Source organism: Leifsonia sp. TF02-11, from assembly GCF_017565305.1.
In the GTDB taxonomy this organism is placed as follows: Bacteria; Actinomycetota; Actinomycetes; order Actinomycetales; family Microbacteriaceae; genus Leifsonia.
In genome coordinates, this window is sequence record NZ_JAGEKP010000004.1 from 100,420 (window position 1) to 124,994 (window position 24,575).

The 24,575-nt window shown below is 69.7% G+C and carries 26 protein-coding genes; 13 read left to right on the forward strand and 13 right to left on the reverse strand.

All coding sequences use genetic code 11. The features are described 5' to 3' along the window. The first annotated feature begins 89 nt into the window (after positions 1-89). The 4 genes from JNB50_RS06340 to JNB50_RS06355 are packed head-to-tail and all read left to right on the forward strand — an operon-like array spanning position 90 to position 2,691. On the forward strand, positions 90-455 hold the full coding sequence (locus JNB50_RS06340; RefSeq protein WP_208039284.1) for a BlaI/MecI/CopY family transcriptional regulator: 366 nt from the start codon (positions 90-92) through the stop codon (positions 453-455). 5 nt (positions 456-460) lie between these two features. Next, positions 461-1,402, forward strand: a complete 942-nt coding sequence (locus tag JNB50_RS06345) for a M56 family metallopeptidase (protein ID WP_208039285.1) — start codon at positions 461-463, stop codon at positions 1,400-1,402. A 27-nt stretch (positions 1,403-1,429) separates the two neighbouring features. After that, positions 1,430-2,020, forward strand: a complete 591-nt coding sequence (locus JNB50_RS06350; protein WP_208039286.1) for a TetR/AcrR family transcriptional regulator — start codon at positions 1,430-1,432, stop codon at positions 2,018-2,020. Next, a complete protein-coding gene (locus JNB50_RS06355) occupies positions 2,017-2,691 on the forward strand; it encodes a DedA family protein (protein ID WP_208039287.1) in 675 nt (224 codons plus the stop codon). The genes JNB50_RS06350 and JNB50_RS06355 overlap by 4 nt, the downstream gene beginning before the upstream one ends. A gap of 25 nt (positions 2,692-2,716) precedes the next feature. On the opposite strand, the gene JNB50_RS06360 is transcribed toward JNB50_RS06355, so the two are convergent. The 5 genes from JNB50_RS06360 to JNB50_RS06380 form a co-directional block, all read right to left on the reverse strand. Beyond that, positions 2,717-3,652, reverse strand: a complete 936-nt coding sequence (locus JNB50_RS06360) for an ABC transporter substrate-binding protein (RefSeq protein WP_208039288.1) — start codon at positions 3,650-3,652, stop codon at positions 2,717-2,719. Between the two features lie 62 nt (positions 3,653-3,714). Continuing rightward, the gene (locus JNB50_RS06365) at positions 3,715-4,458 is read right to left on the reverse strand and encodes an ABC transporter permease (protein ID WP_208039289.1); all 744 of its coding nucleotides are present in this window, start codon (positions 4,456-4,458) and stop codon (positions 3,715-3,717) included. Then, the gene (locus JNB50_RS06370) at positions 4,455-5,144 is read right to left on the reverse strand and encodes an ABC transporter permease (protein WP_208039290.1); all 690 of its coding nucleotides are present in this window, start codon (positions 5,142-5,144) and stop codon (positions 4,455-4,457) included. The genes JNB50_RS06365 and JNB50_RS06370 overlap by 4 nt, the downstream gene beginning before the upstream one ends. Then, positions 5,141-6,052, reverse strand: a complete 912-nt coding sequence (locus tag JNB50_RS06375; protein WP_208039291.1) for an ABC transporter ATP-binding protein — start codon at positions 6,050-6,052, stop codon at positions 5,141-5,143. Before JNB50_RS06375 ends, JNB50_RS06370 begins: the two co-directional genes overlap by 4 nt. A 202-nt stretch (positions 6,053-6,254) precedes the next feature. Further along, a complete protein-coding gene (locus tag JNB50_RS06380) occupies positions 6,255-6,914 on the reverse strand; it encodes a TetR/AcrR family transcriptional regulator (RefSeq protein ID WP_208039292.1) in 660 nt (219 codons plus the stop codon). 205 nt (positions 6,915-7,119) lie between these two features. On the opposite strand from JNB50_RS06380, the gene JNB50_RS06385 reads away from it, so the two are divergent. The 3 genes from JNB50_RS06385 to JNB50_RS06395 all read left to right on the forward strand — a co-directional run bounded on the left by JNB50_RS06385 (position 7,120) and on the right by JNB50_RS06395 (position 10,437). Further along, positions 7,120-8,187 (forward strand): App1 family protein, encoded by a 1,068-nt coding sequence (locus JNB50_RS06385; protein ID WP_243768123.1) that lies wholly within the window; start codon positions 7,120-7,122, stop codon positions 8,185-8,187. 67 nt (positions 8,188-8,254) lie between these two features. Next, positions 8,255-9,331: a winged helix DNA-binding domain-containing protein gene (locus JNB50_RS06390; protein WP_208039293.1), complete on the forward strand. Its 1,077-nt coding sequence runs from the start codon at positions 8,255-8,257 to the stop codon at positions 9,329-9,331. Between the two features lie 32 nt (positions 9,332-9,363). Beyond that, positions 9,364-10,437: an FUSC family protein gene (locus JNB50_RS06395; protein ID WP_307794621.1), complete on the forward strand. Its 1,074-nt coding sequence runs from the start codon at positions 9,364-9,366 to the stop codon at positions 10,435-10,437. 52 nt (positions 10,438-10,489) lie between these two features. Here JNB50_RS06395 and JNB50_RS06400 read toward each other — a convergent pair whose 3' ends face one another. From JNB50_RS06400 to JNB50_RS06425, 6 genes are read right to left on the reverse strand one after another with little or no spacing between them, the layout of a single operon-like run. Next, positions 10,490-12,256, reverse strand: coding sequence for a proline--tRNA ligase (locus JNB50_RS06400; protein ID WP_208039294.1), 1,767 nt, complete (start codon positions 12,254-12,256; stop codon positions 10,490-10,492). A gap of 54 nt (positions 12,257-12,310) precedes the next feature. Then, positions 12,311-13,468, reverse strand: coding sequence for a flavodoxin-dependent (E)-4-hydroxy-3-methylbut-2-enyl-diphosphate synthase (gene ispG / locus JNB50_RS06405; protein ID WP_208039295.1), 1,158 nt, complete (start codon positions 13,466-13,468; stop codon positions 12,311-12,313). A 55-nt stretch (positions 13,469-13,523) separates the two neighbouring features. Next, positions 13,524-14,846: an RIP metalloprotease gene (locus JNB50_RS06410; RefSeq protein ID WP_208039659.1), complete on the reverse strand. Its 1,323-nt coding sequence runs from the start codon at positions 14,844-14,846 to the stop codon at positions 13,524-13,526. Positions 14,847-14,899: 53 nt separating this feature from the next. Beyond that, positions 14,900-15,601 carry a hypothetical protein gene (locus JNB50_RS06415; protein WP_208039296.1) on the reverse strand — a complete coding sequence of 234 codons (702 nt, stop codon included), beginning with the start codon at positions 15,599-15,601 and terminating at the stop codon, positions 14,900-14,902. 46 nt (positions 15,602-15,647) lie between these two features. Beyond that, positions 15,648-16,733, reverse strand: a complete 1,086-nt coding sequence (gene dxr, locus JNB50_RS06420; RefSeq protein ID WP_208039297.1) for a 1-deoxy-D-xylulose-5-phosphate reductoisomerase — start codon at positions 16,731-16,733, stop codon at positions 15,648-15,650. Further along, complete coding sequence (locus tag JNB50_RS06425) at positions 16,733-17,737, reverse strand: FKBP-type peptidyl-prolyl cis-trans isomerase (protein WP_307794622.1); 1,005 nt, start codon at positions 17,735-17,737, stop codon at positions 16,733-16,735. The genes dxr and JNB50_RS06425 overlap by 1 nt, the downstream gene beginning before the upstream one ends. A 41-nt stretch (positions 17,738-17,778) precedes the next feature. Here JNB50_RS06425 and JNB50_RS06430 point away from each other — a divergent pair, with 41 nt between their 5' ends. From JNB50_RS06430 to JNB50_RS06440, 3 genes are read left to right on the forward strand one after another with little or no spacing between them, the layout of a single operon-like run. Further along, positions 17,779-19,125: an aminotransferase class III-fold pyridoxal phosphate-dependent enzyme gene (locus tag JNB50_RS06430; protein ID WP_208039298.1), complete on the forward strand. Its 1,347-nt coding sequence runs from the start codon at positions 17,779-17,781 to the stop codon at positions 19,123-19,125. 10 nt (positions 19,126-19,135) lie between these two features. Next, positions 19,136-20,068, forward strand: coding sequence for a hypothetical protein (locus tag JNB50_RS06435; protein WP_208039299.1), 933 nt, complete (start codon positions 19,136-19,138; stop codon positions 20,066-20,068). 46 nt (positions 20,069-20,114) lie between these two features. Further along, entirely contained in the window at positions 20,115-20,885 is a 771-nt protein-coding gene (locus JNB50_RS06440) for a 1-acyl-sn-glycerol-3-phosphate acyltransferase (RefSeq protein WP_208039300.1), read from the forward strand. Here JNB50_RS06440 and JNB50_RS06445 read toward each other — a convergent pair. Next, positions 20,882-21,379, reverse strand: coding sequence for a CGNR zinc finger domain-containing protein (locus JNB50_RS06445; RefSeq protein ID WP_208039301.1), 498 nt, complete (start codon positions 21,377-21,379; stop codon positions 20,882-20,884). The genes JNB50_RS06440 and JNB50_RS06445 overlap by 4 nt on opposite strands. A 67-nt stretch (positions 21,380-21,446) precedes the next feature. Here JNB50_RS06445 and JNB50_RS06450 point away from each other — a divergent pair, with 67 nt between their 5' ends. After that, entirely contained in the window at positions 21,447-21,662 is a 216-nt protein-coding gene (locus tag JNB50_RS06450) for a hypothetical protein (RefSeq protein WP_208039302.1), read from the forward strand. A 28-nt stretch (positions 21,663-21,690) separates the two neighbouring features. On the opposite strand, the gene JNB50_RS06455 is transcribed toward JNB50_RS06450, so the two are convergent. Continuing rightward, positions 21,691-22,164: an OsmC family protein gene (locus JNB50_RS06455; protein ID WP_208039303.1), complete on the reverse strand. Its 474-nt coding sequence runs from the start codon at positions 22,162-22,164 to the stop codon at positions 21,691-21,693. A gap of 38 nt (positions 22,165-22,202) precedes the next feature. Between JNB50_RS06455 and gabT the strand changes: the two genes are divergently transcribed. Continuing rightward, positions 22,203-23,558, forward strand: coding sequence for a 4-aminobutyrate--2-oxoglutarate transaminase (gene gabT, locus JNB50_RS06460; protein ID WP_208039304.1), 1,356 nt, complete (start codon positions 22,203-22,205; stop codon positions 23,556-23,558). Then, positions 23,555-24,553 carry an asparaginase gene (locus tag JNB50_RS06465; protein WP_208039305.1) on the forward strand — a complete coding sequence of 333 codons (999 nt, stop codon included), beginning with the start codon at positions 23,555-23,557 and terminating at the stop codon, positions 24,551-24,553. Before gabT ends, JNB50_RS06465 begins: the two co-directional genes overlap by 4 nt. Positions 24,554-24,575: the final 22 nt, after the last annotated feature.

Genomic DNA, 24,575 nt, shown 5'->3' on the forward strand with positions numbered 1-24,575 from the left:
TACCCTTCCGGTCAAGTTCTACGTTCTGTAGAACGGCTACTTCTACAGAGTGTAGAACATTCACAGCTACTTCGCGCTACCCTGGAGGCGTGGCGAATCTCGGAGAACTCGAACGAGCGGTGATGGACGCCCTCTGGTCGGGCGACTCCCCCATCACCGCAGGCGAACTGCGCGACAAATTAGCGGCCTCCCGCACCGACGGCAAGACCCCGGCGCTCACCACCGTCCTCACCGTGCTCTCCCGCCTCGAGCAGAAGGGCTTCGTCGACCGCGACCGCGACGCACGCCCGCACGTCTATTTCGCCACCCTCACGCGCGCCGGCCACGTGGCCGACCTGATGCGCGAAGTGCTGGAGACCTCCTCCGATCGCACAGAGGCACTGGCGTACTTCGTGGGCTCCGTCGACGAGTCCGAGGCCCAGGTGCTGCGCCGACTCCTCGACGCCCGCAGCTGACCGGGATGCCCGTCGACTCGACCGCCGTCGTCCTCGGCGTGCTCGCGCTGGCCCTCGCCTGGCCGGTGCCGCTGATCCTCGCGCGCGCGAAGTGGCCCGCCGCCGCCCCGGTGCTCGCTCTCGCGCTCTGGCAGTCGATCGCGCTCGCCGGAGGGATCTCGATGATCGGCTCGCTGCTGCTCGCCGGCCTCGAACCGTTCGGCGACGACCTGGCGAGCCGTGTCTCGGGGGCCGCGGCGGCGCTGTTCAGCGGGCCGCTCCCTCCGGACGTGTCGCTGCTGCACACGTTCTTCCTGAGCGCGGCGGTGCTGTTGACGGCGCACCTCGTCCTGAACCTCGCCCTCACCTCGGTGCGCAGCCGACGCCAGCGTCACCGGCACATGGAGCTGCTGCGCCTGCTCAGCTCGCCGCTGCCGGACGAACCGGCGACGCGCATCATCGACCATCCCGCCCCTGCGGCATACTGCCTCCCCGGCGCGCGCAGCGTCACGGTGCTCTCCGAGGGCATGATCGAGCTTCTCAGCCCCGAAGAGCTGGAGGCCGTGATCGCCCACGAACGCGCCCACCTGCGCCAGAAGCACCACCTGCTGCTCGACGCCTTCCGGTCGTGGAAGCGCGCACTCCCCTGGTTCCCGATCGCCACCCGGGCGCAGGACGCGGTGGCGCTCCTCGTGGAGATGCTCGCCGACGACACCGCGCGGCGCGCCTCCGGCGACGCGGTGCTGGCCGATGCCATCCGGATCGTCGACTCGACCGGGTCAGCAGGCACCGCGCTCGGCGCGCCGAAGGACCCCCGCACGCCGGAGCAGCGACGAACCGCGCTGCTCGCACGCGAGGACCGGCTCACCGCCGACCACAGGACGGTCGGCACCGGTGTCCGCCTGTTCGTGGTCGTCGCGATCGTGCTGCTGGTCGTGGTGCCGCCGGTGCTCGTGCTCACGAGCTGATCAGGCGCCTCCCGCTAGCCTGGAAGCATGCCGGAGAAGCGGGGATACGCCAAGGGAATCGCCAAACGCGAGGAGATCCTCGCGCGAGCCTTGGAGGTGTTCGCCGACAAGGGCTACCGCAAGGCCTCGCTGCGCGAGATCGCCGACTCGGTCGGCCTCAGCCAGGCCGGCCTCCTGCATCACTTCTCGTCGAAGGAGGAGCTGTTCGCCGAGGTGCTGCGCAAGCGCGACGAGGTCGACTCCGCCGGCGGTGAGCTCGGGGCCGACTGGACGGGGGCGCTCGACGGTCTGGTCGGGATCGTGCGCCACAACGCGGAAGTTCCCGGACTGGTGCAGCTCTACGCCACCATCTCCGCCGAGGCGGCGGACCCGGAGCACCCTGGCCACGACTACTTCGTCTCGCGCTACGCGCAGATCGTCGGCGGTCTGGAGCAGTACCTCCGCTCCGAGCAGGAGGCCGGACGCATCCGCGCCGACGCCGACCCGCGTACGCTCGCTCGCCTGGCGGTCGCCGTCGCCGACGGGATGCAGGTGCAGTGGATGCTCGATCCCAGCGCCGACATGGCCGACGCCGTCGAGGCGTACTGGTCGCTGATCCGGTCGGCACCGGGCACATGAACGACGCGCTCACCTGGATCCTCGACCTCGTCCAGTCCGTCGACCCCGTCCTCCGCACCCTGCTCGCGGGGGTCGGGATCATGCTGGAGACCTCGATCCTCGTCGGGCTGATCGTTCCGGGCGACACGATCGTGCTGGTCGCCTCCACCGCTGTCGCGGGCCCGCTGGAGTACGCCGCCCTCGTGATCGCGGTGATCGTCGGCGCACTCTGCGGCGAGTCGATCGGCTTCGCCCTCGGCCGCTACTTCGGCCCGCGCATCCGCGCCAGCCGGCTCGGCCGGCGGCTCGGCCCCCAGAACTTCGACCGCGCAGAGGCCTACCTCGCCAAGCGCGGCGGCATCGCCGTGTTCCTCTCGCGCTTCCTCCCCGTGCTGCACTCGCTCATCCCCCTCACGGTCGGGATGAGTCCGATGCGCTATCGCACATTCATGGCGTGGACGGTACCCGCGTGCGTGATCTGGGCGTTCGCGTACGTCACAGTGGGTTCGCTCGCCGCCGGCGGCTACCGCGAGCTCTCCGAGGAGCTCCACTGGGCGGGCTACGCCTTCGTCGCCGTGATCGCGGTGTTCATCGGGGTGGTGTTCGTGGTGAAGAAGGTCCTCCAGAAGCGCGAGGCGGCACACATGGGTGCGGCGGCCCGGTCGCCCGAGCCGCCGCACGCGGAGCTGTGAGGAGGCCGGGGCCTCCCGCTTCAACCTAGATCTTGATCGGGTGCTCCTGCAGCCACTTCTTCGCCACGGCGTCGGGCTGGGTCTTGTTCGCGCCCTGGTTCTCGGCGTTCATGGCGATGAGATCGTCCGTGGTCAACTCGGCCGAGACCTTGTTGAGCACCGACTTCACCTTGTCGGAGGCCTTCTTGGTGTTGATCAACGGCACGATGTTCTGCGCGGCGATCAGGTTCTTCGGGTCCTTCAGCACGACGAAACCGTTGTCCTTGATGGCCGGGGTCGTCGTGTAGATGTCAGCGAGCTCCACGTCACCGTTCTTGAGCGCGGTGACGGTGAGCGGGCCGCCCGAGTCGCTGATCGGGGTGAGCGTCGCCGTCACGCCGTAGGTCGACTTGAGGCCCGGGATGCCGTAGGGACGGGTGGCGAACTCGGGGTTCGCGCCGACCCTCAGCGGGACGGTGACCTTCTTCAGGTCCTCCAGGCTCGTCACGCCGTACTTGTCCGAGAACTCCTTGGTGACGTTGTAGGAGTCGGCGTCCTGCGCCTTTGCCTGGTCGAGCACCTCGAAGCCCTTCGGCAGGGCGTCGTTCAGCGCGGCGTAGACGTCTGCGCTCGAGCTGGCCGTGCTGGTCTTGTCGTAGAACTGGAGCAGGTTGCCCGAGTACTCCGGGACGAGGTCGATCGAGCCGTCCTGCAGCGCCTTCAGGTAGACGTCACGCTGGCCGATGCTGGGCTTGTAGTTGACCGTGATGCCGTTGGCGGCTAGGGCCTGGCCGTAGACCTGCATCAGGATCTCCGACTCGCCGAAGGCGGCCGAGCCGACGGTGACGCTGTCGCTGGACGAGGAACTGCTGCCGCTGGTGTTGAATGCGCCGCCGCCTCCGGACGAGCACGCGCTGAGGGCCAGGAGCGCCCCCGCCGCGAGCACACCGGCCGCGATGCGGCCCTTCGTGGATCCGAACATGTGATTCTCTCTCTTCTGTGTGCGATGGGTCTCTGTGAGCAGGAATGGGGAGGACGAGGAGGTCAGTGGGTCGGCTGCCGCCCGGGCACCGTGATGCCGAGGGCGCGCCAGGGGTCCTTCGCCCGGTCGGAACGGACCGTGCCGGCCGTGACACCGCGCGGGACGACGAGCTTCTGCGTGATCGCGAACAGGCCGTCGACGACCAGGGCCAGCACGACCACGATGATCGAACCGCCGAGCATCTCCGCGTAGTTCTGCACCGGAAGGCCGTCGAACAGGAACCGTCCGAGGCCGCCGACCGGCAGGATCGCCGCGACAGTCCACGTCGCGATGACCTGGAGGGCGCCGGACCGCAGGCCGCCGAGCACGAGCGGCAGCGACAACGGCAGCTCGACCTTGCCGAAGATCTGCCACTCGGTCATACCGATCGCGCGCGCGGCGTCGATCGTGCTCCTGTTCACCGACTCCAGCCCGGAGTACGCGCCGGCGAGCAGTGGCGGAACGGCCAGGATGGTGAGGGCGATGAGCGGCGGGACGATCGAGATGTTCGCCATGATGAGCGCGAGATAGACCACGAGTCCCAGCGTCGGAAGCGCGCGCAGCGCACCGGAGACCCCGACCGCGAGCCCCCGCAGTCTTCCGGTGTGCCCGATCAGGAATCCGATCGGGAGGGCGATGATGCTCGCGATCAGGAGTGTGAGCAGTGTGTAGACGATGTGCTCTCCCGTGCGGGCGGGGATGCCGGCGGGACCCGCCCAGTTGGCGGGTGCGAACAGCCACTGGAAGGCGGCGAGGAAGTCCGTCATGCGCCGGTCACCGCCTTCATCGCCGCCGAGCGCCGCAGTCGCCCGGTGCGCCGGTCGAGCCGCGACCACGGCAGGAGCAGCCGCCCGAGCAGCACGAGGACGAGGTCGAACACCAGGGCGACGACCATGATGAGGATGATGCCGACCGCCACTTCCTCCGGGTAGTAGCGGTTGAGCCCGTCGGTGAAGAGTTGCCCGAGGTTGGCTACGCCGAGGAGCGCGCCGATGCTCACGAGACTCACCGTCGAGACCGAGACCACCCGCAGGCCGGCCAGCAGCACGGGCCCGGCGAGGGGCAGCTCGACGGACCAGAACCTCCGCCAGCTCGAGAACCCGATCGCGGTCGCGGACTGGACCACGTCAGCCGGTACCGACGCGAGCGCGTCCGCGGTGGTGCGCACCATGAGCGCCAGCGCGTAGATGCTCAACGCGACGACGAGGTTGACCGGATCGAGGATCTTCGTGCCGATCAACGCAGGCATGGCGACGAGGAGCGGAAGCGACGGGATCGCGTAGAGGATGCCGCCGATGGTCAGCAGGACGGGACGGCTCACCCGATACCGGTTGGCCACCCAGCCGATCGGCAGTGACACCACGAAGCCGACCACGATCGGGATGGCGCTCAGCCACACGTGGGAGACCGTGAGATTCCAGACCTGGCCGAGATTCGACCACAGGAAGTTCACTGCGGAAGCCGTGGAGGGGCGCCACCCTGCGTTACGGCGTCCGCACCACCCGCGACGGACACCGCCGCGGCCTTTGAATCTCGGTCAGGGGAAAGCTCGGAGCTCAGGACGCCCGCAGTGCGCCCCTCGCTGTCGACGAGCACCGACCCAGTGGGGGTCTGCTCGATGTGGAGGGCGCGCTTGCCGCGGTCGGCGCCGACGAACGACGCGACGAAGTCGTCGGCGGGCGACGCGAGGATCTCGGCGGGCGTGCCCTTCTGGGCCACGATCCCGCCCTTGCGGAAGATGACCACCTGGTCGCCGAGCCGGAACGCCTCGTCGATGTCGTGCGTCACGAACAGCACCGTCTTGCCGAGGTCACGCTGCAACCGCAACAGCTCGTTCTGGAGGTCGTCGCGCACGATCGGGTCGACGGCGCCGAACGGCTCGTCCATCAGCAGGATGTTCGGGTCGACCGCGAGGCCGCGGGCCACTCCCACGCGCTGCTGCTGGCCTCCCGAGAGCTGGCTGGGGTACTTGTCGGCGAGCGACCGCTCGAGGCCGACCGTGTCCATCAGTTCGAGCGCGTGCTCATAGGCGACCTTCTTCTTCACGCCGGTGAGCACGGGGACCGTCGCGATGTTGTCGACGACCTTGCGGTGCGGCAGCAGGCCCGAGTTCTGCATCACGTAGCCGATGCGTCGGCGCAGGTGCACGGGCTTGAGGCTCTGCACGTCTTCGCCGTCGATCGACACGGTGCCGCTGGTCGGGTCGACCATGCGGTTCACCATGCGCAGGATGGTCGTCTTGCCGCTGCCCGACGACCCCACGAGGACGGTGATCTTTCTCGACGGGATCACCAGCGAGAAGTCGTCGACCGCGACCGTCCCGTCGGGGAACCGCTTCGTCACCGAGCGGAACTCGATCATCGGCTCTCACTTCTCGGGAGGTACGGATCTCTCGATCCGGGCGGCAGGCTGGTCACGATCGTCTGGGCCATCTCTTCCACCCAAACAGCCTTTCGGTCAATTCGCAATGAATTGAGTCGGTTTATGGCAGGAAACCCAGGCACCATGTGACAACTCTGTCCGGTACCACCGACATTCCCGAGGAGCGCGAACTCGAAGAGCGTCAGCCCTTCGGGTCGTACCGCCGCTCCAGGTACTCGCGCGCCACGATGCGCGCCTCGTCGATGTAGCGCGGGTCGCCCATCGGGTCGTCGAGGAACGCCCGGTTGATGAGGCCGTCCATGATCTCCACGACGATCTCGAGGCGGAAGGCCAGGTCTTCTCCGGCCGGGAGGCCGAACTCCTCCGAGAGGATCGCCGCGAATTGGGAGGCGAACGACGCGGTGCGCTCGACCTCCTCTTCTCCCGGGAGACCCGAGCGCTCGGCGTCGGTGAAACGGATGATGCGGAATCCCGGCTCCGTGCGGAACATCGCCACGAACGCGTCGATCGCGCACTCCACGGCGTTCCACCAGTGCTCGGCGCCCTCGGTGCGGATGGCCTCGACGACCGAGTGCCGGTAGCGCAGGAGGGCGCGGTCGCGGAGGGCCTGCAAGAGCACGATGCGGTCGGGGAAGTACCGGTAGACCGTGCCGATGGACGCACCGGCGCGTTCGGCGACCATCGCCGTGGTCAGCCGGTCGAAGCCGATCTCGTCGACCACCTCCGCCGCTGCGTCGAGCAGGGCGTCGATCCGGGCGGCGCTGCGCTCCTGGATCGGCTCCGTGCGCACGAGCGGCGCTCCTACAGTGTTCTGTGCGGCGACCAGGTCGTTGATGGGCACGAGGGTGACTCCTTCTTTCTGTGTTCCACGATACGCGTGCGGGTCCCCAGTCCGGCGGCGGGATCTTTCCGTCGCTCACCTCGGATCATATTCGGGGAAACCTCACCTTTGCTCGGGAAATGCTCCAGACACACCGAAGATCTGTCCCCCAGATCTGGGGGCTGCGTCGGGGCGAACGTTCACTCCATGAGAAACTGGTACCTCTATGACCTCCACCCCAGCCAAGCGCAGCGCGAGCGTCGAGCCCATCATGCACCGCGCAGCGCGCGTCGAGGACGCCTTCCACGAGTTCCGCGCCCGCCGTGCCCGCAAGCGCGGATTCCTGGAGACCGTCGTCCCCTACACCGGCTACGGCGCGCCGTCGTGGGTCCGCATCCTCGGTCGCGTCGTGCTGGCCAAGGAGCCCCGTCCCGGCAGCCGCGCCGAACGCAAGCACCGTAAGCGCGAGGAATCCATCCGCGGCTGGCGCTCCTTCATCAGCGTGCCGGTCGCCGATGTGCCGGTCGTCATCGAGGTGGAGGGCGACCGCCACGAGGTGATGCCCGACCGCGGAGGCGTCATCGACACCGTCATCCCGGTTCAGCTGACGCCCGGCTGGCACACCGTCACGCTGACGGTCCCCGCGTCGGCGCGCGTCTTCGAGGCGCCCGTCTTCATCGTGGACCCCAAGGCCACGTTCGGGATCATCTCGGACGTGGACGACACCGTCATGGTCACCGCTCTCCCCCGGCCGTTGCTCGCGGCGTGGAACACCTTCGTGCTCGACGAGCACGCCCGGGTCCCGACGCCCGGCATGTCGGTCCTCCTCGAGCGGCTGGCGGCGGCACATCCCGGCGCCCCGGTGATCTACCTCTCGACGGGCGCCTGGAACGTCGCCCCCACGCTCACCCGCTTCCTGTCGCGCAACCTGTTCCCCGCCGGCCCGCTGCTGCTCACCGACTGGGGCCCGACGCACGACCGCTTCTTCCGCTCCGGCCGCGAGCACAAACGCACCAGCCTCGCCCGGCTGGCCGACGAGTTCCCTGGCCTGCGCTGGCTGCTGGTCGGCGACGACGGCCAGCACGACGAGGCGCTCTACGGCGAGTTCACGACCGCCCATCCGGGAAACGTGGCCGCCGTGGCCATCCGGCAGCTGTCGAGCGGCGAAGCGGTGCTCGCCGGCGGACGGTCGAAGGCCGAGAAGCACAGCGAGATCTCGGGAGCGCCGTGGGTCTACGCTCCTGACGGCGCCGGGCTGCTCGAGCAGCTCCGCGACCTCGACCTCCTGCCCTGACAGCGTTCCGGACGGACCTCCCCGCCCTCCCGCGCCGACTGTCGGCGGCGTGCACCAGACTGGCCCCATGACGTCTCGCGCCAATCTGCTCCGGATGCGCCGCCTCGCGCAGGCGATCGACGGCGAACGGGAGGCCGCCCCTGCCGACGTCGCCCGCCGGCTGCTCGCCGTTCAGGCGCAGGACTTCGCCGCCGGCTGCTGGGCGCTCGCCGTGCGCACGACCGGAGCGACACGCGCCGACGTGCTCGCCGATCTCGACGCGGGGCGGATCGTCCGCTCGTGGCCGATGCGTGGAACGCTCCACTTCGTGCCGCCGAAAGACCTGCGTTGGATGCTCGGCATCACGACCGCCCGCATGCTGGCGGGTCTCACCGCGCGCCACCGGCAGCTGGAGTTGGAGTCCGGCGACTTCGCCCGCGCCCGCGACCTCGTGGTAGCCGCACTGTCCGGCGGCCGCAGTATCGGCCGGGCCGAGCTCATGGAGCTCTGGGAGGACGCCGGCATCGCGACGGCCGGTCAGCGCGGCTACCACCTGATCTACTTCCTCGCTCAGACCGGCGTGCTCTGCTGGGGGCCGACGCTGCGGACGCAGCAGGCGCTCGTACTGCTCGACGAGTGGGCCCCCACGACGCGTCACCTCGAGCCCGACGAAGCCTGGGGAGAGTTCCTCCTGCGCTACCTCCAGGGCCACGGGCCGGCCACGATCAAGGACTTCGTCTGGTGGACGAAGGGCACGGTGGCCGGCGCGAAGACCGGGCTCGCCGTGTTGGGCGACGCCGTGACCACGCTGGAGGTCGACGGGGTCTCGTATCTCGTGACGGCCGAACTCGCCGATCGCGCGGCCTCCACCCCGCAGAGCCGCAGGGAGCGCGACGCCGTGGAGCTCCTGCCCGCGTTCGACGAGTACCTGCTGGGCTACCAGGACCGCCGCGCGGTTCTCGACGACGAGCACTTCGAGCGGATCGTGCCGGGCGGCAACGGCGTCTTCCAGCCGACGATCGTCGCGCGCGGCCGCGTCGTCGGCACCTGGCGCCGCCCCGCGGGTGACGGCACCGTCGATCTTCAGCCGTTCGAACCGCTGACCGCGTCGCAGGAGCGCGCCGCCGCGCGGTCTGCGGAGGCCTACCGCCGTTTCGCCGTCTGAGACGGGAGCTTTCGGCGGGCTACGCTGGTCACGTGGCTCCGAAGTTCCCGGTCAAGATCCAGCTGCCCGCGAACATCCGGGCCGCCTCAAGGGTGCCGTTCCTCCAGGTGGCCAAGACCGCTGCCGCGATGATCATCTCCTGGGGCATCGCCACCCTGCTCTTCCCCGGCGAGCTCCCGGTGTTCGCGGCGATCGCCGCCCTGCTCGTCGTCCAGCCGAGCGTCAACCAGTCGGTCGGGCGCGCGATCGAGCGGTCGATCGGCGTGATCTTCGGCGTGGTCATCGCCTACGTCGTCGGGCTGGCCTTCGGGAGCAACACCTGGATCGTGCTCCTCACCCTGGTCGCGTCGCTCTTCCTGGCCTGGGCGCTCAAGCTCACCCCGGGCACGGCCAACCAGGTCCCGATCAGCGTCATGCTCGTGCTCTCGTTGGGCGCGGCGAATCTCGAGTACCCGCTCGCCCGCATCGTCGAGACCGTGCTCGGCGCGGCCGTCGGAGTGATCATCAACATCCTCGTGGTCCCTCCCGTGCTCACCGGACCGGCCCGCACGTCCGTCCTCACGCTCGGCACGGAGATCGCTGCGACGCTCGACCGGCTCGCGGCGGCGCTGACCAGCCGGCCGACCCCCGGCGAGCGGGACGCCCTCCTGATCGAGGCGCGCCTGCTGCGCCCGATGGAGAAGAAGGCCGAGGCGGCGCTCACGGCCGCCGACGAGAGCCTCACGCTCAACCCACGGCAGTCCCGGCACCGGGCCGTGCTGGAGCACGACCAGGAACTCTTCTCGCGCCTGCGGCCGTTGATCACCCGTTCCCTCGGAATGACCCGCGCCTTCCACGACCACTACGACGACAGCCTCGCCGACGAGCCGACGATCGCCGCCATCGCGGACGAGCTGGAACGTTCGGCGCACGACCTCCGCCTTCTGTCCCGGGACCCCGACGCGCCGGTCGAGGAGCCGGCGACCGAGACGGCGGGGCTGCCCGTGCTCACCGCGCCCCTCGTCATCACCACGCCGAATCCCCGGCACTGGGTGCTCATCGGCTCGCTGATGGAGGACCTGCGCCGCATCCACGCGGAGATCACCGGAGACGACGACGCCGCCTGAGCCGCGCATTCGGCACGGTCAGGCGGCGTGAGAGGTCGTTGCCTCCGCGTCGTCAGGCGGTCAGCGCCGCGATGGCCTCCGCGAGCGGGAGCGTCGCCCGCTCGCCGGTGCGGCGGTCCCACAGCTCGACCTCGCCGTCCGCGGCGCCGCGGCCGGCGACCAGGACGCGCGGGATGCCGATGAGCTCCGCATCGCCGAACTTGACGCCGGGAGAGACCTTAGGGCGGTCGTCCAGCAGCACGTCGAGCCCGGCGGCCTCCAGCTCGGCTGTCGCCTGCTCCGCCACCTCGAACGCGACGGCGTCGCGGCCCGCGGCGACAACGTGGACGTCGAACGGCGACACGGAGGCCGGCCAGACCAGACCCTTGTCGTCGTTGTTCTCCTCGGCGATGATCGCCAGGATGCGCGTCACCCCGATGCCGTAGGAGCCCATCGTCACGGTCACGAGCTTGCCGTTCTCGTCCAGCACCTTCAGGCCGAGCGCGTCGGCGTACTTGCGACCCAACTGGAAGACGTGGCCGATCTCCATGCCGCGCGCGAGCTCGACGGGCCCAGAGCCGTCCGGAGCGGGGTCGCCCGCCCTGACCTCTGCGATCTCCACGATGCCGTCCCAGCCGAAGTCGCGGCCGGCGACCAGGCCGAAGACGTGCTTGCCGTCGACGTTCGCGCCGGTGATCCAGCCCGAGCCGTCGACCACGCGCGGGTCGACGACGTAACGGATGCCGGTGGCGGCCTCCTCGCCGAGCACGGGGCCTTCGGCCGACCACGGACCGATGTAGCCCTTGACCAGGCCCGGGTGCTTTCGGAAGTCGTCTTCGGTCGCCGCATCCACCTCTGCGGGCGCGAACGCCACCTCCGCGCGCTTCAGGTCGACCTCGCGGTCGCCGGGCAGGCCGACGACGACGAGCTCGCGCGTACCGTCGAGGTGCGTGAGCGCCAGGACCACGTTCTTGAGCGTGTCCGCTGCCGTCCAGGCGCGACCGTCGGGCCGGGGGTGCTTCTCGTTGGCGACATCGACGAGCGTCTGGATGGTGGGGGTGTTCGGGGTGTCGAGCACCTCCTGCGGCGTGAGGCCCTCGTACCCGCGGGCCGCGGGCGGCGTCGTGGTGAACGCCTCCACGTTGGCCGCATAGCCTCCGGCCGACCGCACGAAGGTGTCCTCGCCGACCGGAGTGGGGTGCAGGAACTCCTCGCTGCGCGAGCCGCCCATCGCGCCGGCGTCGGCCTGCACGATCACGTAGTCGAGTCCGAGCCGCGTGAAGATCCGCTCGTACGCGTCGCGCTGAGCCGTGTAGCTGGCGTCGAGCCCCTCGTCGGTGTAGTCGAACGAGTAGGCGTCCTTCATCGTGAACTCGCGGCCGCGGAGCAGCCCGGCGCGCGGACGCGCTTCGTCGCGGTACTTGTCCTGGATCTGGTAGATCGACAGGGGCAGGTCTTTGTACGACGAGTAGAGGTCCTTCACCAGCAGCGTGAAGACCTCTTCGTGGGTGGGCGCGAGCAGGTAGTCGGCGTCTTTGCGGTCCTTGAGGCGGAAGATGCCGTCGCCGTACTCCTCCCAGCGTCCCGTGGCTTCGTAGGGCTCGCGCGGAAGCAGTGCGGGGAAGTGCACCTCGTGCGCGCCCGCCGCCGTCATCTCCTCACGGATGATCTGCTCGATCTTGCCCTTGACCCGCAACCCCAGCGGCAACCACGCGAAGATGCCCGGCGCCTGGCGGCGGATGTAGCCCGCGCGCACGAGGAGCTTGTGGCTGGTCACCTCCGCGTCGGAGGGGTCTTCACGGAGGGTGCGGAGGAAGTAGTTCGTCAGGCGAGTAGGCACCGTTCCATGTTAGTGGTGCGATGGAGGTGGGCTCGGCCGCGGGGCGGCCGGCGGCTAGTGGCCGACGGTGACGATCGGCTCGCCCGAGGCGACCTGGGCGGCCTCCATCTCGGCGGCGATGCGGTTGGCCTCGTCGATCAGGGTCTGTACGATCTCGGCTTCCGGCACGGTCTTGATGACCTCGCCCTTGACGAAGATCTGGCCTTTGCCGTTGCCGCTGGCGACGCCGAGGTCGGCCTCGCGCGCCTCCCCCGGTCCGTTGACGACGCAGCCCATGACCGCGACGCGCAGCGGGACGCTCATGCCCTGCAGGCCTTCGGTCACGCTGTCGGCGAGCGTGTAGACGTCGACCTGCGCACGCCCGCAGCTGGGGCACGACACGATCTCGAGCTTGCGCTCGCGAAGGTTGAGCGACTGCAGGATCTGGAGGCCCACCTTGACCTCTTCGGCCGGCGGCGCCGACAGCGAGACGCGGATCGTGTCGCCGATCCCCTCTGCCAGCAGGATGCCGAACGCGGTCGCGGACTTGATGGTGCCCTGGAAGGCGGGACCGGCCTCCGTCACGCCGAGGTGGAGGGGCCAGTCGCCGCGCTCGGCGAGCTGACGGTAGGCCTTGACCATGACGATCGGATCATTGTGCTTGACCGAGATCTTGAAGTCGTGGAAGTCGTGCTCCTCGAAGAGGCTGGCCTCCCAGACGGCGCTCTCGACGAGTGCCTCGGCCGTCGGCTTGCCGTACTTCTGCAGCAGGCTCGGCTCGAGGGAGCCGGCGTTGACGCCGATGCGCAGGGACACACCCGCGGCCTTCGCGTAGGCCGCGATCTTGCCGACCTGATCGTCGAACTTGCGGATGTTGCCCGGGTTGACGCGCACGGCCGCGCAGCCGGCGTCGATGGCCGCGTACACGTAGTTCGGCTGGAAGTGGATGTCGGCGATCACCGGGATCTGGCTCTTCTTGGCGATGATCGGCAGCGCCTCGGCGTCGTCACGGCTCGGCACGGCGACACGCACGATGTCGCACCCGGAGGCCGTGAGTTCGGCGATCTGCTGGAGGGTCGCGTTGATGTTCGTCGTCGGCGTCGTGGTCATCGACTGCACGCTGACCGGGGCGTCACCGCCGACCAGGACCTTTCCGACACGGATCTGACGGGACTTGCGACGGGGTGCGAGGGTCTCGGGGACCTTGGGCATCCCCAGGTTGATTGCTGCCACCCGATAATCCTACGCGTGCGGGTGGGAGGTGGCTGGGCGCGCGCGGGGAGCCGGCTCAACCGAAGAGGTTGACCGGCTTCACGATGTCGGCGTACATCAGCAGGAGGCTCATCCCGCCCAGGACGACGACCACGGCCATGGTCAGCGGCATGAGCTTGGCCATGTCGACGGGTCCCGGGTCGCGTCGCTTGAACAGCTTGGCCATCGTGCGGCGGAAGCCCTCCCACAGCGCGCCGGCGATGTGCCCGCCGTCGAGCGGCAGCAGCGGGATGAGGTTGAAGACGAACAGCGCGATGTTCAACGACGCGAGGATGCCCAGCATCGTGTACACCTTGTCGATCACCGGCACACCGTCGAGCGCGGTCAGCTCACCCGCCGCGCGACCGACCCCGACCAGGCTGAGCGGCCCGTTCGGGTCGCGCGGGGCGGAGCCGAACGCCGCGTTCCACACGTCGACCATGCGCTGCGGGAGATGGACGACCACGCCGACGACGGCGCCGGTCTGCGCGCCGACCGCCGGCAGCACCGCTGTGATCGGCTGCGGCACGAGCTCCGGCATCGGGCTGATGCCGACGAACCCCACGGTCAGCGTCTGCGTGCTGCCGTCCGCGGCTTTGACCACTTTGCCGCTCGAATCCGTCTTCGCGACGGTGTTCGTCGTAGGAGTGAGGACGACGGTGCGCTCCTGGCCGTCGCGGCGGAGCACGACGGTCAACGGGCGGTCCGCCGACTCGCGGATGATCGCGGTGGACTGCGCCCACGACGTGATCGTCGTGCCGCCGATGCTCACGATGGTGTCGCCGGGCTTCAGCCCCGCCGCGGCCGCCGGACCCTGCGGAGCGTTCGGCTCGCAGGTCTTCGAGGTGCTCGTCGCCGGCTGGACGCACTGGTTCACCGCGCCGACGGTGGTCGAGTTCTGCGGCGCGCCGAAGCCCACCAGGATCACCCCGAACAGCACCGTCGCGATCACCAGGTTCATGAACGGGCCGCCGAACATGATGATGATGCGCTTCCAGACCGCCAGGCGGTAGAACGTGCGGTCCTCCTCGCCGACCATGACGGTCTCGGCGCTCGACGTGCGCGCATCCTGCACCATCGCCTGCATGAAACCGGTCGTCGCGTTACGGCCGCCGCCGCCCTCCTTGCCGGGCGGGAACATCCCGATCATCGAGATGTAGCCGCCGAGCGGGATCGCCTTGATTCCGTACTCGGTCTCACCCTTCTTGACCGAGAACAGCGTCCGGCCGAACCCGATCATGTACTGGGTGACCTTGACGCCGAACAGCTTCGCGGGCACCAGGTGGCCGATCTCGTGCAGCGCGATCGACACGGCGACGCCGATCAGCATGATGACGACGCCGAGGATGAACAGCAGCACGGAATCCACGAGCACAGGCTAGCGGCGATCGCTTGGAGCGAGCCGGATGCGGGCTATGCGCCGCCCAACATGGCTGGTGCGGAGATCCAGCTGATCGGCCCCGGCCACGGGCGGGCGGCCACGAGCACGCCGACCGATCCCCCTTCGATCTCGGGGGAACCGGGCGACAGTTCCACCAGGATCCAGCTCTCCTGACTGCCGTCGGGCATGATGAACGAGGAGTGTCCCGATCCGACGAGGGGCTTTGCGTTCTCGTACGGCTCACCCACCGCCACGCCGACGGTCGTGCCCAGGGCGACCTCGCCGACTGCAGGGGCCGAGAGCACCACACTCCACGCCGGCGTGACGAGGTAGTCGTAGGTGACCGGCGCCCCGTAATGGTGGTCGATGATGCGCAGTCCGCCGAACTCGGTCAGCGTTGCCGGGACGGTGTGGTTCGTCCCCTTCGCCTCGGAGGTGGACGTCGGAGCGCCGAGCACCGCCGTCAGGGACGCGATTGTCTTCGCGGCGTCTGCGCGGTAGTCGAGCAGGGCCACCGTCTCTTCACCGTGCTGCAGGTGCAGGCCGTCGCCGCCGACGAGTATCGCATCGACGGTCGAGAGCGGCTCCGCCGACGCCGATGGCGAGGGAGTTGACGCCGGTGACGATGCGGTGGCCGTGGGCACTGGAGCGTCGGGCTTCCCCGAGCATCCAGCCAGCAGCAGCACACCGATGGTCGCTGCCGCGACCGCGATGAAAGCACGAATTCCCGCCACGATCCCCCTGAACGAACACACACAAATACTGGTGGTGAGCAGTATCCTATGCCGCGATGATCGCGTCCGCCGTCGCCCGCGCCCAGCGCTCCGCCTCCGCCAGCGACTCCAACGTCAGTTCGGCAACCGGCTCGTGCTCGTCCACGACCCGCTCGACCGTGTCGACGATGTCGAGGTAGCCGATCGCTCCCGCGTGGAACGCCGCGACCGCCTGCTCGTTCGCGGCGTTGAAGACGGCCGGGTAGGTCGAGCCGGCCGTGCCGACGCGTTTGGCGAGTGCGACAGCGGGGAACGCCGCGTCGTCGAGCGGCTCGAAGGTCCAGCTGTGCGCGCGTGTCCAGTCGATCGGCGCGCCGACGCCCGGCACGCGGTCGGGCCAGCCGAGGCCGAGCGAGATCGGGAGGCGCATGTCGGGCGGAGACGCCTGGGCGATCGTGGAGCCGTCGACGAACTCCACCATCGAGTGGACGACGGACTGCGGATGCACCGTGACGTCGATGCGGTCGTACGGCACGTCGAACAGCAGGTGGGCCTCGATGACCTCAAGGCCCTTGTTCACGAGCGTCGCGGAATTGGTCGTGACGACGAGCCCCATGTCCCAGGTCGGGTGCGCCAGCGCCTCGGCTGGAGTCACGTCGCGCAGCGAGTCCCGTGACCTCCCCCGGAACGGACCGCCCGACGCGGTCAGGACCAGCCTGCGCACCTCCGCCGCGGAGCCCGAACGCAGCGCCTGCGCCAGCGCCGAGTGCTCGGAGTCGACAGGCACGAGCTGGCCGGGCGCGGCCGCCTGCTTGACCAGCGCTCCCCCGACGATCAGCGACTCCTTGTTCGCCAGGGCGAGCATGGCGCCGGTCTCCAGCGCCGCCAGGGTCGGGCCGAGGCCCACGGAGCCGGTGATGCCGTTGAGCACCACGTCGGCCTCCACCGAGCGGATCAGCCGCACCGAGTCCTCGGCGCCGAGCGCCGTGTCGCGCACGCCGAACCGCGCCGCCTGCTCGGCCAGGAGATCAGCATTGCGCCCGGCGGTCAGGCCGACGACCTCGAACCGGCCGGGGTTCGCCGCGACGACGTCGAGCGCCTGCGTGCCGATCGAACCGGTGGACCCGAGGATGACGACGCGGCGCGGGGACATCAGCGGTTCGTCTTCAGGATGTCGATCACGAACACCATGGTGTCGGTCGCCGTGATCTCGCCGGATCCGGCGCTGCCGTAGCCGTCGGCCGGCGGGACGATCGCGATGACCTGCGAGCCGACCTTCTGACCTTCGAGCGCCATCTGGAAGCCCTTGACCACCTTGGTGGTCTGGAACGACACGACCTGGCCGCGCCCCCAGCTGGAGTCGAAGACCTTGCCGTTGCGCCACAGGACGCCCTTGTACTGCACGGTCACGGTGTCGCCCGACTGCACGACCTCGCCGTCGCCCTGCTTGAGCACCGCGATCTTGGTCTCCGTCGGCGGGTCGGCCTTCGGGATGGTGATCGTCGGCTCGCCGGTCTTGGCGTCGTCCTTGACCGTCGGGAAGCCCGGCGTCGGTGCGACGGCCGTGCCGGTCGCCTTGGTCTGCGCGATGCCGGCGATGTCCGCGACGAAGACCACGGTGTCCTTGTCCGTCAGTTTGAGTTGCGAGATGTCAGCGCTCCCGAACGCGGTCTTCACGGGGGCCGTCAGTACGACGCGGGACCCGACAGGGAGGCACTCCACGGCCCGCACGAGACCCGGGACGAAGGCCTTGTCGTCGACGGTGATGGTCTGGGTCGCGGAGCCGTCGAAGCCGACCTCGGTCAGAGACGCCCCGGTCGTTCCGTTGTACGCGGCCAGCGCGATGTCGGCGCTCGAACCGGCCTTCACTTCGGGGCCGTCGCCCTTGATGGCGACCGTTCGCTCGACGTCGGTGGTCTTCAGCGGCGCGGGGACGGTCACCGTCGGAGTCTTCAGGAAGTCGCCGGAGACTTTCACGGAATCGGAGGATGCCCCCGATTTCACGTTCTGACAGGTCGCCACCGAAGCCGACGTGGACGTCGGGGACGGCGTCGAGCCGTTGCCGGAGCTACTGCACGCGGCGAGGCCGGCGACGACGAGGGCTGCTGTGAGGACGGAGAGGGATCTGCGCACGATCAGCCAGTCTGCCGCATCCACCTAGGTTCCCGCTGAACGGACGCCCGGGAAGCGCCCATACGATGGAGGTCATGACCCGTGACTTCTCCGTTCCCCAGTCCCGCCACCTCGTCACCGAGCTGCCCGGCCCGCGGTCGGTCGAGCTGCAGCAGCGCAGAGTCGCCTCGGTCAGCCGAGGCGCCGGCACCCTGGCGAACATCTACATGGAGTCCGGTTCCGGCGCCATCCTGGTCGACGTCGACGGCAACCGTCTCATCGACCTGGGTTGCGGCATCGGCGTCACGACCATCGGCCACGCGCACCCCGGCGTCGCGGCGGCCGCCGCCGAGCAGGCCGCCAAGCTCACCCACACGCTCTTCACCGTGACGCCGTACGAGAACTACGTGCGCGTCGCCGAGAAGCTCGCCGAGATCACCCCCGGCGACTTCGAGAAGCGCAGCATCCTGGTCAACTCGGGCGCGGAGGCCGTCGAGAACGCGGTGAAGATCGCGCGCAAGCACACGGGCCGGCGTGCGATCGCGACCCTCGACCACGCGTTCCACGGCCGCACGAACCTGACCATGGCGATGACCTACCGTCCCTGGCCGGAGCGCGCAGGCATGGGACCCTTCCCCGGCGAGATCTACAGCCTCCCGATCAGCTACCCCTTCCGCGATCCGGAGGGGATGACCGGTGAGGAAGCCGCCGAGCGGACGATCGACTACATCACCACCCACATCGGCGCCACCGAGCTCGCGGCGCTGTTCGTGGAGCCGGTGCAGGGCGACGGCGGCATCATCATCCCGGCTCCCGGCTACTTCCGACGGCTCTCGGAGTTCTGCACCGAGAACGGCATCGTGTTCGTGGCGGACGAGATCCAGGCCGGCATCGGCCGTACGGGAACGTGGTACTCGATCGAGCACCACGGCGTCGTCCCCGATCTGGTGACCAGCGCGAAGGGCATCGCCGGCGGTTTCCCGCTCGCCGCCGTGACCGGCCGCGCCGAGATCATGGACGCCGTGCAGCCCGGCGGCATCGGCGGCACCTTCGGCGGCAACCCGGTGTCGACGGCCGCGGCGCTGGCCGTGTTCGAGGCCTTCGAGCAGGAGGACCTGCTCGCGGAGGCCCGCCGCGTCGAGAAGGCCCTGTGGGCGCGCATCGGCGACTGGGCCGAACGGTTCCCGGTCGTCGGCGAGGTGCGCGGCGTCGGCGCGATGTTCGGCATCGAGCTCGTCGTCCCCGGTACGAAGAAGCCGAACCCGGAGGCGCTGAAGGCCGTCCTCGCGCACGCCACGGCCAACGGCGTCATCCCGCTCGACGCCGGAAGCTGGGACAGCGTCCTCCGCCTCCTGCCGTCCGTCGTGATCAGCGAGGAGCTGATCGACGACGCGGCGACCGTGATCGAAGAGGCGCTCGGCCGCCTCGGCTGACCGGCGCAGAATGCACCAGGCACGCCGACGCATCGTCGCCGCGGTCCTTGCGGCCGCGGCGACACTGGCCGTGCTCCCGGCGCTCGGAGTGCAGGCCGCCGGCGCCGTCGAGCCGTCGAGCGCACGCCTTCCGAGCGTCACGGCGATCGGCACCGCGGTGATGGGCACCGCGAAGACCGCCGCCGGCTTCGACGCCGGCGACATCATCAGCGACGACAGCTTCTACAACCCGTACGCGATGACCGCGGCGCAGGTGCAGCGGTTCCTCGAGGGGCGCGACTGCACGCCCAAGGACGGCTCGCCGTGTCTCGCCGACTTCCGCATGGACGTACCGCGAACGCCGGCGTCCGCCGAACGCTGCGCGGCGATCCCCGCCCGCACGAACGAGCGGGCGAGCAGCATCATCGCGCGCATCGCGGAGGCCTGCACCATCAGCCCGCGCGTCCTGCTCGTGCTGCTGCAGAAGGAGCAGTCGCTGCTGACCTCGCCCAGCGCCGGCGGCTACCAGAAGGCGACCGGATACGCGTGCCCGGACACCGCGGCCTGCGACGCGCGCTACTTCGGGTTCTTCAACCAGGTGTACCGCGCGGCCTGGCAGTTCCGCGAGTACACCGCACACCCCGGCGACTGGCGCTACCGGATCGGCTCGAACGCCATCCAGTACCACCCCGATGCCGCGTGCGGGTCGAGCCGGGTCGCGATCGTCAATCAGGCGACCGCGAACCTCTACAACTACACGCCGTATCAGCCCGACGAGCAGACCCTTGCGCACCCGACGGGCCCGGCGGGAGCCTGCTCCGCCTACGGCAACCTCAACTTCTCGCGCCTCTACGACCAGTGGTTCGGCGACCCGCGCGCGGTGCGCTATCCCGGCTTCCAGCTGCCCTGCCTCGTCTACACCGGAGGCCACGGCTGCCCGCCGATCCGCCCCTTCCAGGTCTGACCGACACATGCCGGCCGAGGCATACGACCGGAACTAATCTCGTTCTGTGAACCAGCGCACTCCCGACGATGGGCAGCCGACCGACGACGACGTCGTCCCGCGCCCCGGCCTCACGTATTTCGTAGGCCGGCACATCGTCGCTCCGCTGCTCCGGCTCGTCTACCGACCCAAGGTCATCGGGACTCGCAACGTCCCCAAGCACGGCAAGATCATCCTCGCCAGCAACCACCTGTCGTTCATCGACTCCCTCGTCATCCCGATGACGGCGCCGCGCCGCGTGCAGTTCCTCGCCAAGTCGCACTACTTCGAAGGCACGGGCCTGAAGGGTGCGATCTCCCGCTCCTTCTTCACCGCGATCGGCGCCGTCGGCGTCAAGCGCGGAGCAGGACAGGCGGCTCAGGAGGCTCTCGAGCAGTCCCGCCGCATCATCGACACCGGCGCAGCGTTCGCCGTCTATCCCGAAGGGACCCGCTCTCTCGACGGCCGTCTATACAAGGGCAGGACGGGGATCGGCTGGCTGGCGCTCACCACGGGTGCCAAAGTGGTGCCGGTCGGTCTGATCGGGACGGCCGAGGTGCAGCCGGTCGGAGCGAAGTTCCCCCGCGTGCGCCCGATCACGATCGCCTTCGGCGAGCCCATCGACGTCGCACACTACGGATCGGCCGACTCCGGCCGCGCCCGCCGCCAGGCGACCGACGAGATCATGGCCGCCATCCACGCCCTCACCGGGCAGGAGCTGGCCGGCACCTACAACGAGTCGCCGCCGGCCAACACCGTCGAGCGGGTCAAGCGGGCTCTGCGGCCCGAGCGCCTCTAGACCTCGGCGGCAGACGCCGTTCCGGCGTGCTCCTCGCGGCGCGAGCGATAGGTGCGGGCCTTCTGGCGATTGCCGCACACCTCCATCGAGCACCACTGTCGCGAGCCGTTCCGCGAGCTGTCGTAGAACGCCCAGCGGCAGTCGTCGCCTCCGCAGAGCTTCACTCGCGCGAGCTTGCCCTGGATGCTGAGCACCACCGAGCTGGCCACCGCGGCCTCCGCAGCCGTGCGCGCACTCAGCTCGACCGTCCCCTCGTCGCACGCGGTCGCCAGTCGCACGTCGGGCAGCTCCGCCTGCTCGCCGTCGACGACCTGACGCAGCGCGTCACGCACCCGCCGGGCCTCGGCCGGCTCCCCCGCCTCGACGCCGTGCTCCCGCGCCCAGGCGGCGAAACCGGACGCGTCGTCGAGCGCGTCCGTCTGCTCCTCCACGTCGAGCGTGTTGAGAAACGCGACCAGGTAGTCGGCGCCGAGATCAGGCCTATTCGTACGCATGTAACCATTGTAACGCAATAGCGGGTTACGGTACGCTATAACCACTCAACGCTGATAGGTGGTTATCATGCATCCGCTCGTCTTCTGGTCCATCTCGCAGGACGCCCTGTTCCGTCGGCGGCAGGAGGACGCCATGCTCCGGGCGCAACACGACTCTGGAATCGAACAGCCCGCTCCGCTCAGCCGCGACGAACGCTGGGTCGCTGCCATCCACCGCTGGGCGGCGGCCGAACCGGTCCAGGCGCCGTCCGAGGCGCCGCGCCTGCGCAGACGCGCGGTCTGAGCGCCAGGCGACCCGCGGCCGACCGCACTCAGGCGAGCGTCAGGAGCTCCGGCTCGTGACCGACCGGGAAGTTGACGCTCGCCGCGATGAAGCACTTGGCCGCGGCCGGCGCGTGCAGCGATGCGGCGAGTTCCGCCTGCGCAGGGTCGGCGATGGTGACCTTCGGGCGGAGGACGGCGCTGGTGAAGTGGCCGCCGCCGTCGTTGGTCTGCTCCATCACACCGCTGGCGTGGTCGGTGTAGCCCACCACGACCACGCCGGCCCTGGCGGCCTCCGCCAGGTAGCTGAGCATGTGGCACTGACTGAGAGCCGCGAGCAGCAGCTCCTCCGGGTTCCACCGGTCGGTGTCGCCGAAGAAGGCGCGGTCGGCGGAACCCTCGATGGAATGCTTGCCCTCGGCGCTCACCGTGTGGTCGCGCCCATACGACTTGTAGCCGCTGGTCCCCTCCCCACGGTTGCCGGTCCACTGCACATCGATCTCGTAGCGGTGCTCAAGCTTCATGCGACGATTCTCGCACCCCGGCTAAACTGGCCAGCATCATGACTGACACCCTGAGCACGCCCACGTTCACCGTGGAGCAAGAACGCCGTATCGTCACCGCCGTCCCCGGCCCCAAGTCTCAGGAGCTGCACCAGCGACGCCTCGCCGTCGTCCCGACCGGCGTGTCGTCTGCGCTCCCCGTGTACATCGCGCGCGCCAACGGCGCCATCCTGGTCGACGTCGACGGCAACCAGTTCGTCGACTTCGGTGCGGGCATCGGCGTCACGACGGTCGGCCACACCGAGACCGCCGTCGTCGCCGCCGCGGCCGACCAGCTGCAGGACGTCATCCACACGCTCTTCACGATCACGCCGTACGAGGAGTACGTGCGCGTCGCCGAGCTCCTCGCCGAGCGCACGCCCGGCGACCACGCCAAGAAGTCGGTGCTGGTCAACTCGGGCGCCGAGGCCGTCGAGAACGGCGTCAAGATCGCCCGCAAGCACACCGGCCGCCGCGCCGTCGCCGTGCTCGACCACGCGTATCACGGCCGCACCAACCTCACCATGGCGATGAACTACAAGGCGATGCCGTACGCCACCGGCTTCGGCCCGTTCGCCGGCGACGTCTACCACGCGCCGAACTCCTACCCCTACCGCGACGGACTCAGCGGCCAGGAGGCCGCCGCCCGCACCATCGCGTACCTGGAGAAGGTCGTCGGCGCCTCCGACCTGGCCTGCCTCGTCGCCGAGCCCATCCAGGGCGAGGGCGGCTTCGTGGTGCCGGCAGAGGGATACCTCACCGCCCTGCAGGAGTGGTGCACGGCGAACGGCGTCGTGTTCATCGCCGACGAGATCCAGAGCGGCATGGCCCGGACCGGCGCCTACTTCGCGAGCGAGCACTTCGGTCTCGTCCCCGACCTGGTGCTCAGCGCCAAGGGCATCGCGGGCGGCCTCCCCCTCGCCGCGGTCACGGGCCGGGCCGAGATCATGGACTCCGCGCAGCCCGGCGGACTGGGCGGCACGTTCGGGGGCAACCCGGTCGCCGCCGCCGCGGCCGTCGCGGTCTTCGAGCAGATCGAGAAGGGCGACCTCCTCGCCCACGGCGCGCGGATCGAGAACGCGCTCAAGCCGGCCCTCGAGAAGCTGCAGCAGAAGTACGACATCATCGGCGACGTGCGCGGCATCGGGGCGATGGTCGCCGTCGAGCTGGTGCAGCCCGGCACGGCGCAGACCACTAAGGCCCCCAACCCGGACGCCGTGAACGCGATCATCGCCTACGCAGCCCAGCGCGGCATCCTGTTCCTCAACGCGGGCACCTGGGGCAACGTGCTGCGGTTCTTGCCGAGCCTCGCTGTGTCGGACGCCCTCATCGCCGACGCCGTCTCGGTTCTCGACGACGCCTTCGCCGCGCTGTGACTCCGGAGGTCTTCGGCACAGCCGAGGCGGTCGAGCTCGCGGTCGTCGAGCGAAGCGGGTTCGTGGAGTCGCGGCATGCCGGCTCGGCCGTCGTGCTCGGCCCCGACGGCGCGGTGGCGATCTCGCTCGGCGCTCCGGAGAAGCCGGTGTTCCCGCGCTCGTCGCTCAAACCCTTCCAGGCGGTCGCCGTCATGGGCGCCGGGGTGCACCTGGAGGGCGCGGCCGCGGTCCTGGCGACCGCCAGCCACGCCGGGACCCCCGCGCACATCTCGGTGGTCCGCGGTCTGCTCGCGCAGGCCCAGTTGACGGAGGACGCCCTCCTCTGCCCCGCCGACTGGCCTCTCGACACGTCCGCGCGCGAAGCGGCGATCCGCGATGGCGCCCAGCGCAGCCCGGTGTTCATGAACTGCTCCGGCAAGCACGCCGCGATGCTGCTCGCCTGCCGGGTCAACAACTGGCCGTTCGAAAACTATCTCGACCCGCAGCACCCGCTGCAGCAACACATCCGCGACACGACGGAGCGCCTGACCGGCGAGAAGGTCGTGGCCACCGGAGTGGACGGCTGCGGGGCCCCCGTGCACGCCATGTCGCTCCTCGCGCTCGCGCGGGGCATCCAGCGGATCGGAACGGCCTCCGACGGTTCACCCTTCGCGTTGTTCCGCAACGCCGCCCAGCTGCGGTCCGCCGTGCTCGCCGACGGCTGGGCGATCGACGGGCCGGGGCGAGCCAACACCGTCGTGATCGACGAGCTGGGGATCTTCGCCAAGCTGGGCGCGGAAGGCGTCATGGTCATGGCGGCGCCCGACGGCACCACCGTCGCGCTCAAGATCCTCGACGGCAGCCTGCGGGCCGCCACCATCGTCGCACTGTCGCTGCTGGCGGACGCGGGAGCGCTCGAGCGCGCCGCCATCGAGCGGGTCGCACCGAAACTCGACCTGGCCGTCCTCGGCCGCGGCGCGCCCGTCGGCGCCATCCGCGCCTCCTACACCCGCTGACCCACGTCGAAGGGCACGTCGT

What these genes read in the sequence shown, in the direction of transcription:
- JNB50_RS06345 (WP_208039285.1), top strand. Translation starts at nt 461, where the DNA reads ATGCCCGTCGACTCGACCGCCGTCGTCCTCGGCGTGCTCGCGCTGGCC.
- JNB50_RS06350 (WP_208039286.1), top strand. Translation starts at nt 1,430, where the DNA reads ATGCCGGAGAAGCGGGGATACGCCAAGGGAATCGCCAAACGCGAGGAG.
- JNB50_RS06355 (WP_208039287.1), top strand. Translation starts at nt 2,017, where the DNA reads ATGAACGACGCGCTCACCTGGATCCTCGACCTCGTCCAGTCCGTCGAC.
- JNB50_RS06360 (WP_208039288.1), bottom strand. Translation starts at nt 3,652, where the DNA reads ATGTTCGGATCCACGAAGGGCCGCATCGCGGCCGGTGTGCTCGCGGCG.
- JNB50_RS06365 (WP_208039289.1), bottom strand. Translation starts at nt 4,458, where the DNA reads ATGACGGACTTCCTCGCCGCCTTCCAGTGGCTGTTCGCACCCGCCAAC.
- JNB50_RS06375 (WP_208039291.1), bottom strand. Translation starts at nt 6,052, where the DNA reads ATGATCGAGTTCCGCTCGGTGACGAAGCGGTTCCCCGACGGGACGGTC.
- JNB50_RS06385 (WP_243768123.1), top strand. Translation starts at nt 7,120, where the DNA reads ATGACCTCCACCCCAGCCAAGCGCAGCGCGAGCGTCGAGCCCATCATG.
- JNB50_RS06390 (WP_208039293.1), top strand. Translation starts at nt 8,255, where the DNA reads ATGACGTCTCGCGCCAATCTGCTCCGGATGCGCCGCCTCGCGCAGGCG.
- dxr (WP_208039297.1), bottom strand. Translation starts at nt 16,733, where the DNA reads ATGTCCCCGCGCCGCGTCGTCATCCTCGGGTCCACCGGTTCGATCGGC.
- JNB50_RS06430 (WP_208039298.1), top strand. Translation starts at nt 17,779, where the DNA reads ATGGAGGTCATGACCCGTGACTTCTCCGTTCCCCAGTCCCGCCACCTC.
- JNB50_RS06435 (WP_208039299.1), top strand. Translation starts at nt 19,136, where the DNA reads ATGCACCAGGCACGCCGACGCATCGTCGCCGCGGTCCTTGCGGCCGCG.
- JNB50_RS06445 (WP_208039301.1), bottom strand. Translation starts at nt 21,379, where the DNA reads ATGCGTACGAATAGGCCTGATCTCGGCGCCGACTACCTGGTCGCGTTT.
- JNB50_RS06450 (WP_208039302.1), top strand. Translation starts at nt 21,447, where the DNA reads ATGCATCCGCTCGTCTTCTGGTCCATCTCGCAGGACGCCCTGTTCCGT.
- JNB50_RS06455 (WP_208039303.1), bottom strand. Translation starts at nt 22,164, where the DNA reads ATGAAGCTTGAGCACCGCTACGAGATCGATGTGCAGTGGACCGGCAAC.
- gabT (WP_208039304.1), top strand. Translation starts at nt 22,203, where the DNA reads ATGACTGACACCCTGAGCACGCCCACGTTCACCGTGGAGCAAGAACGC.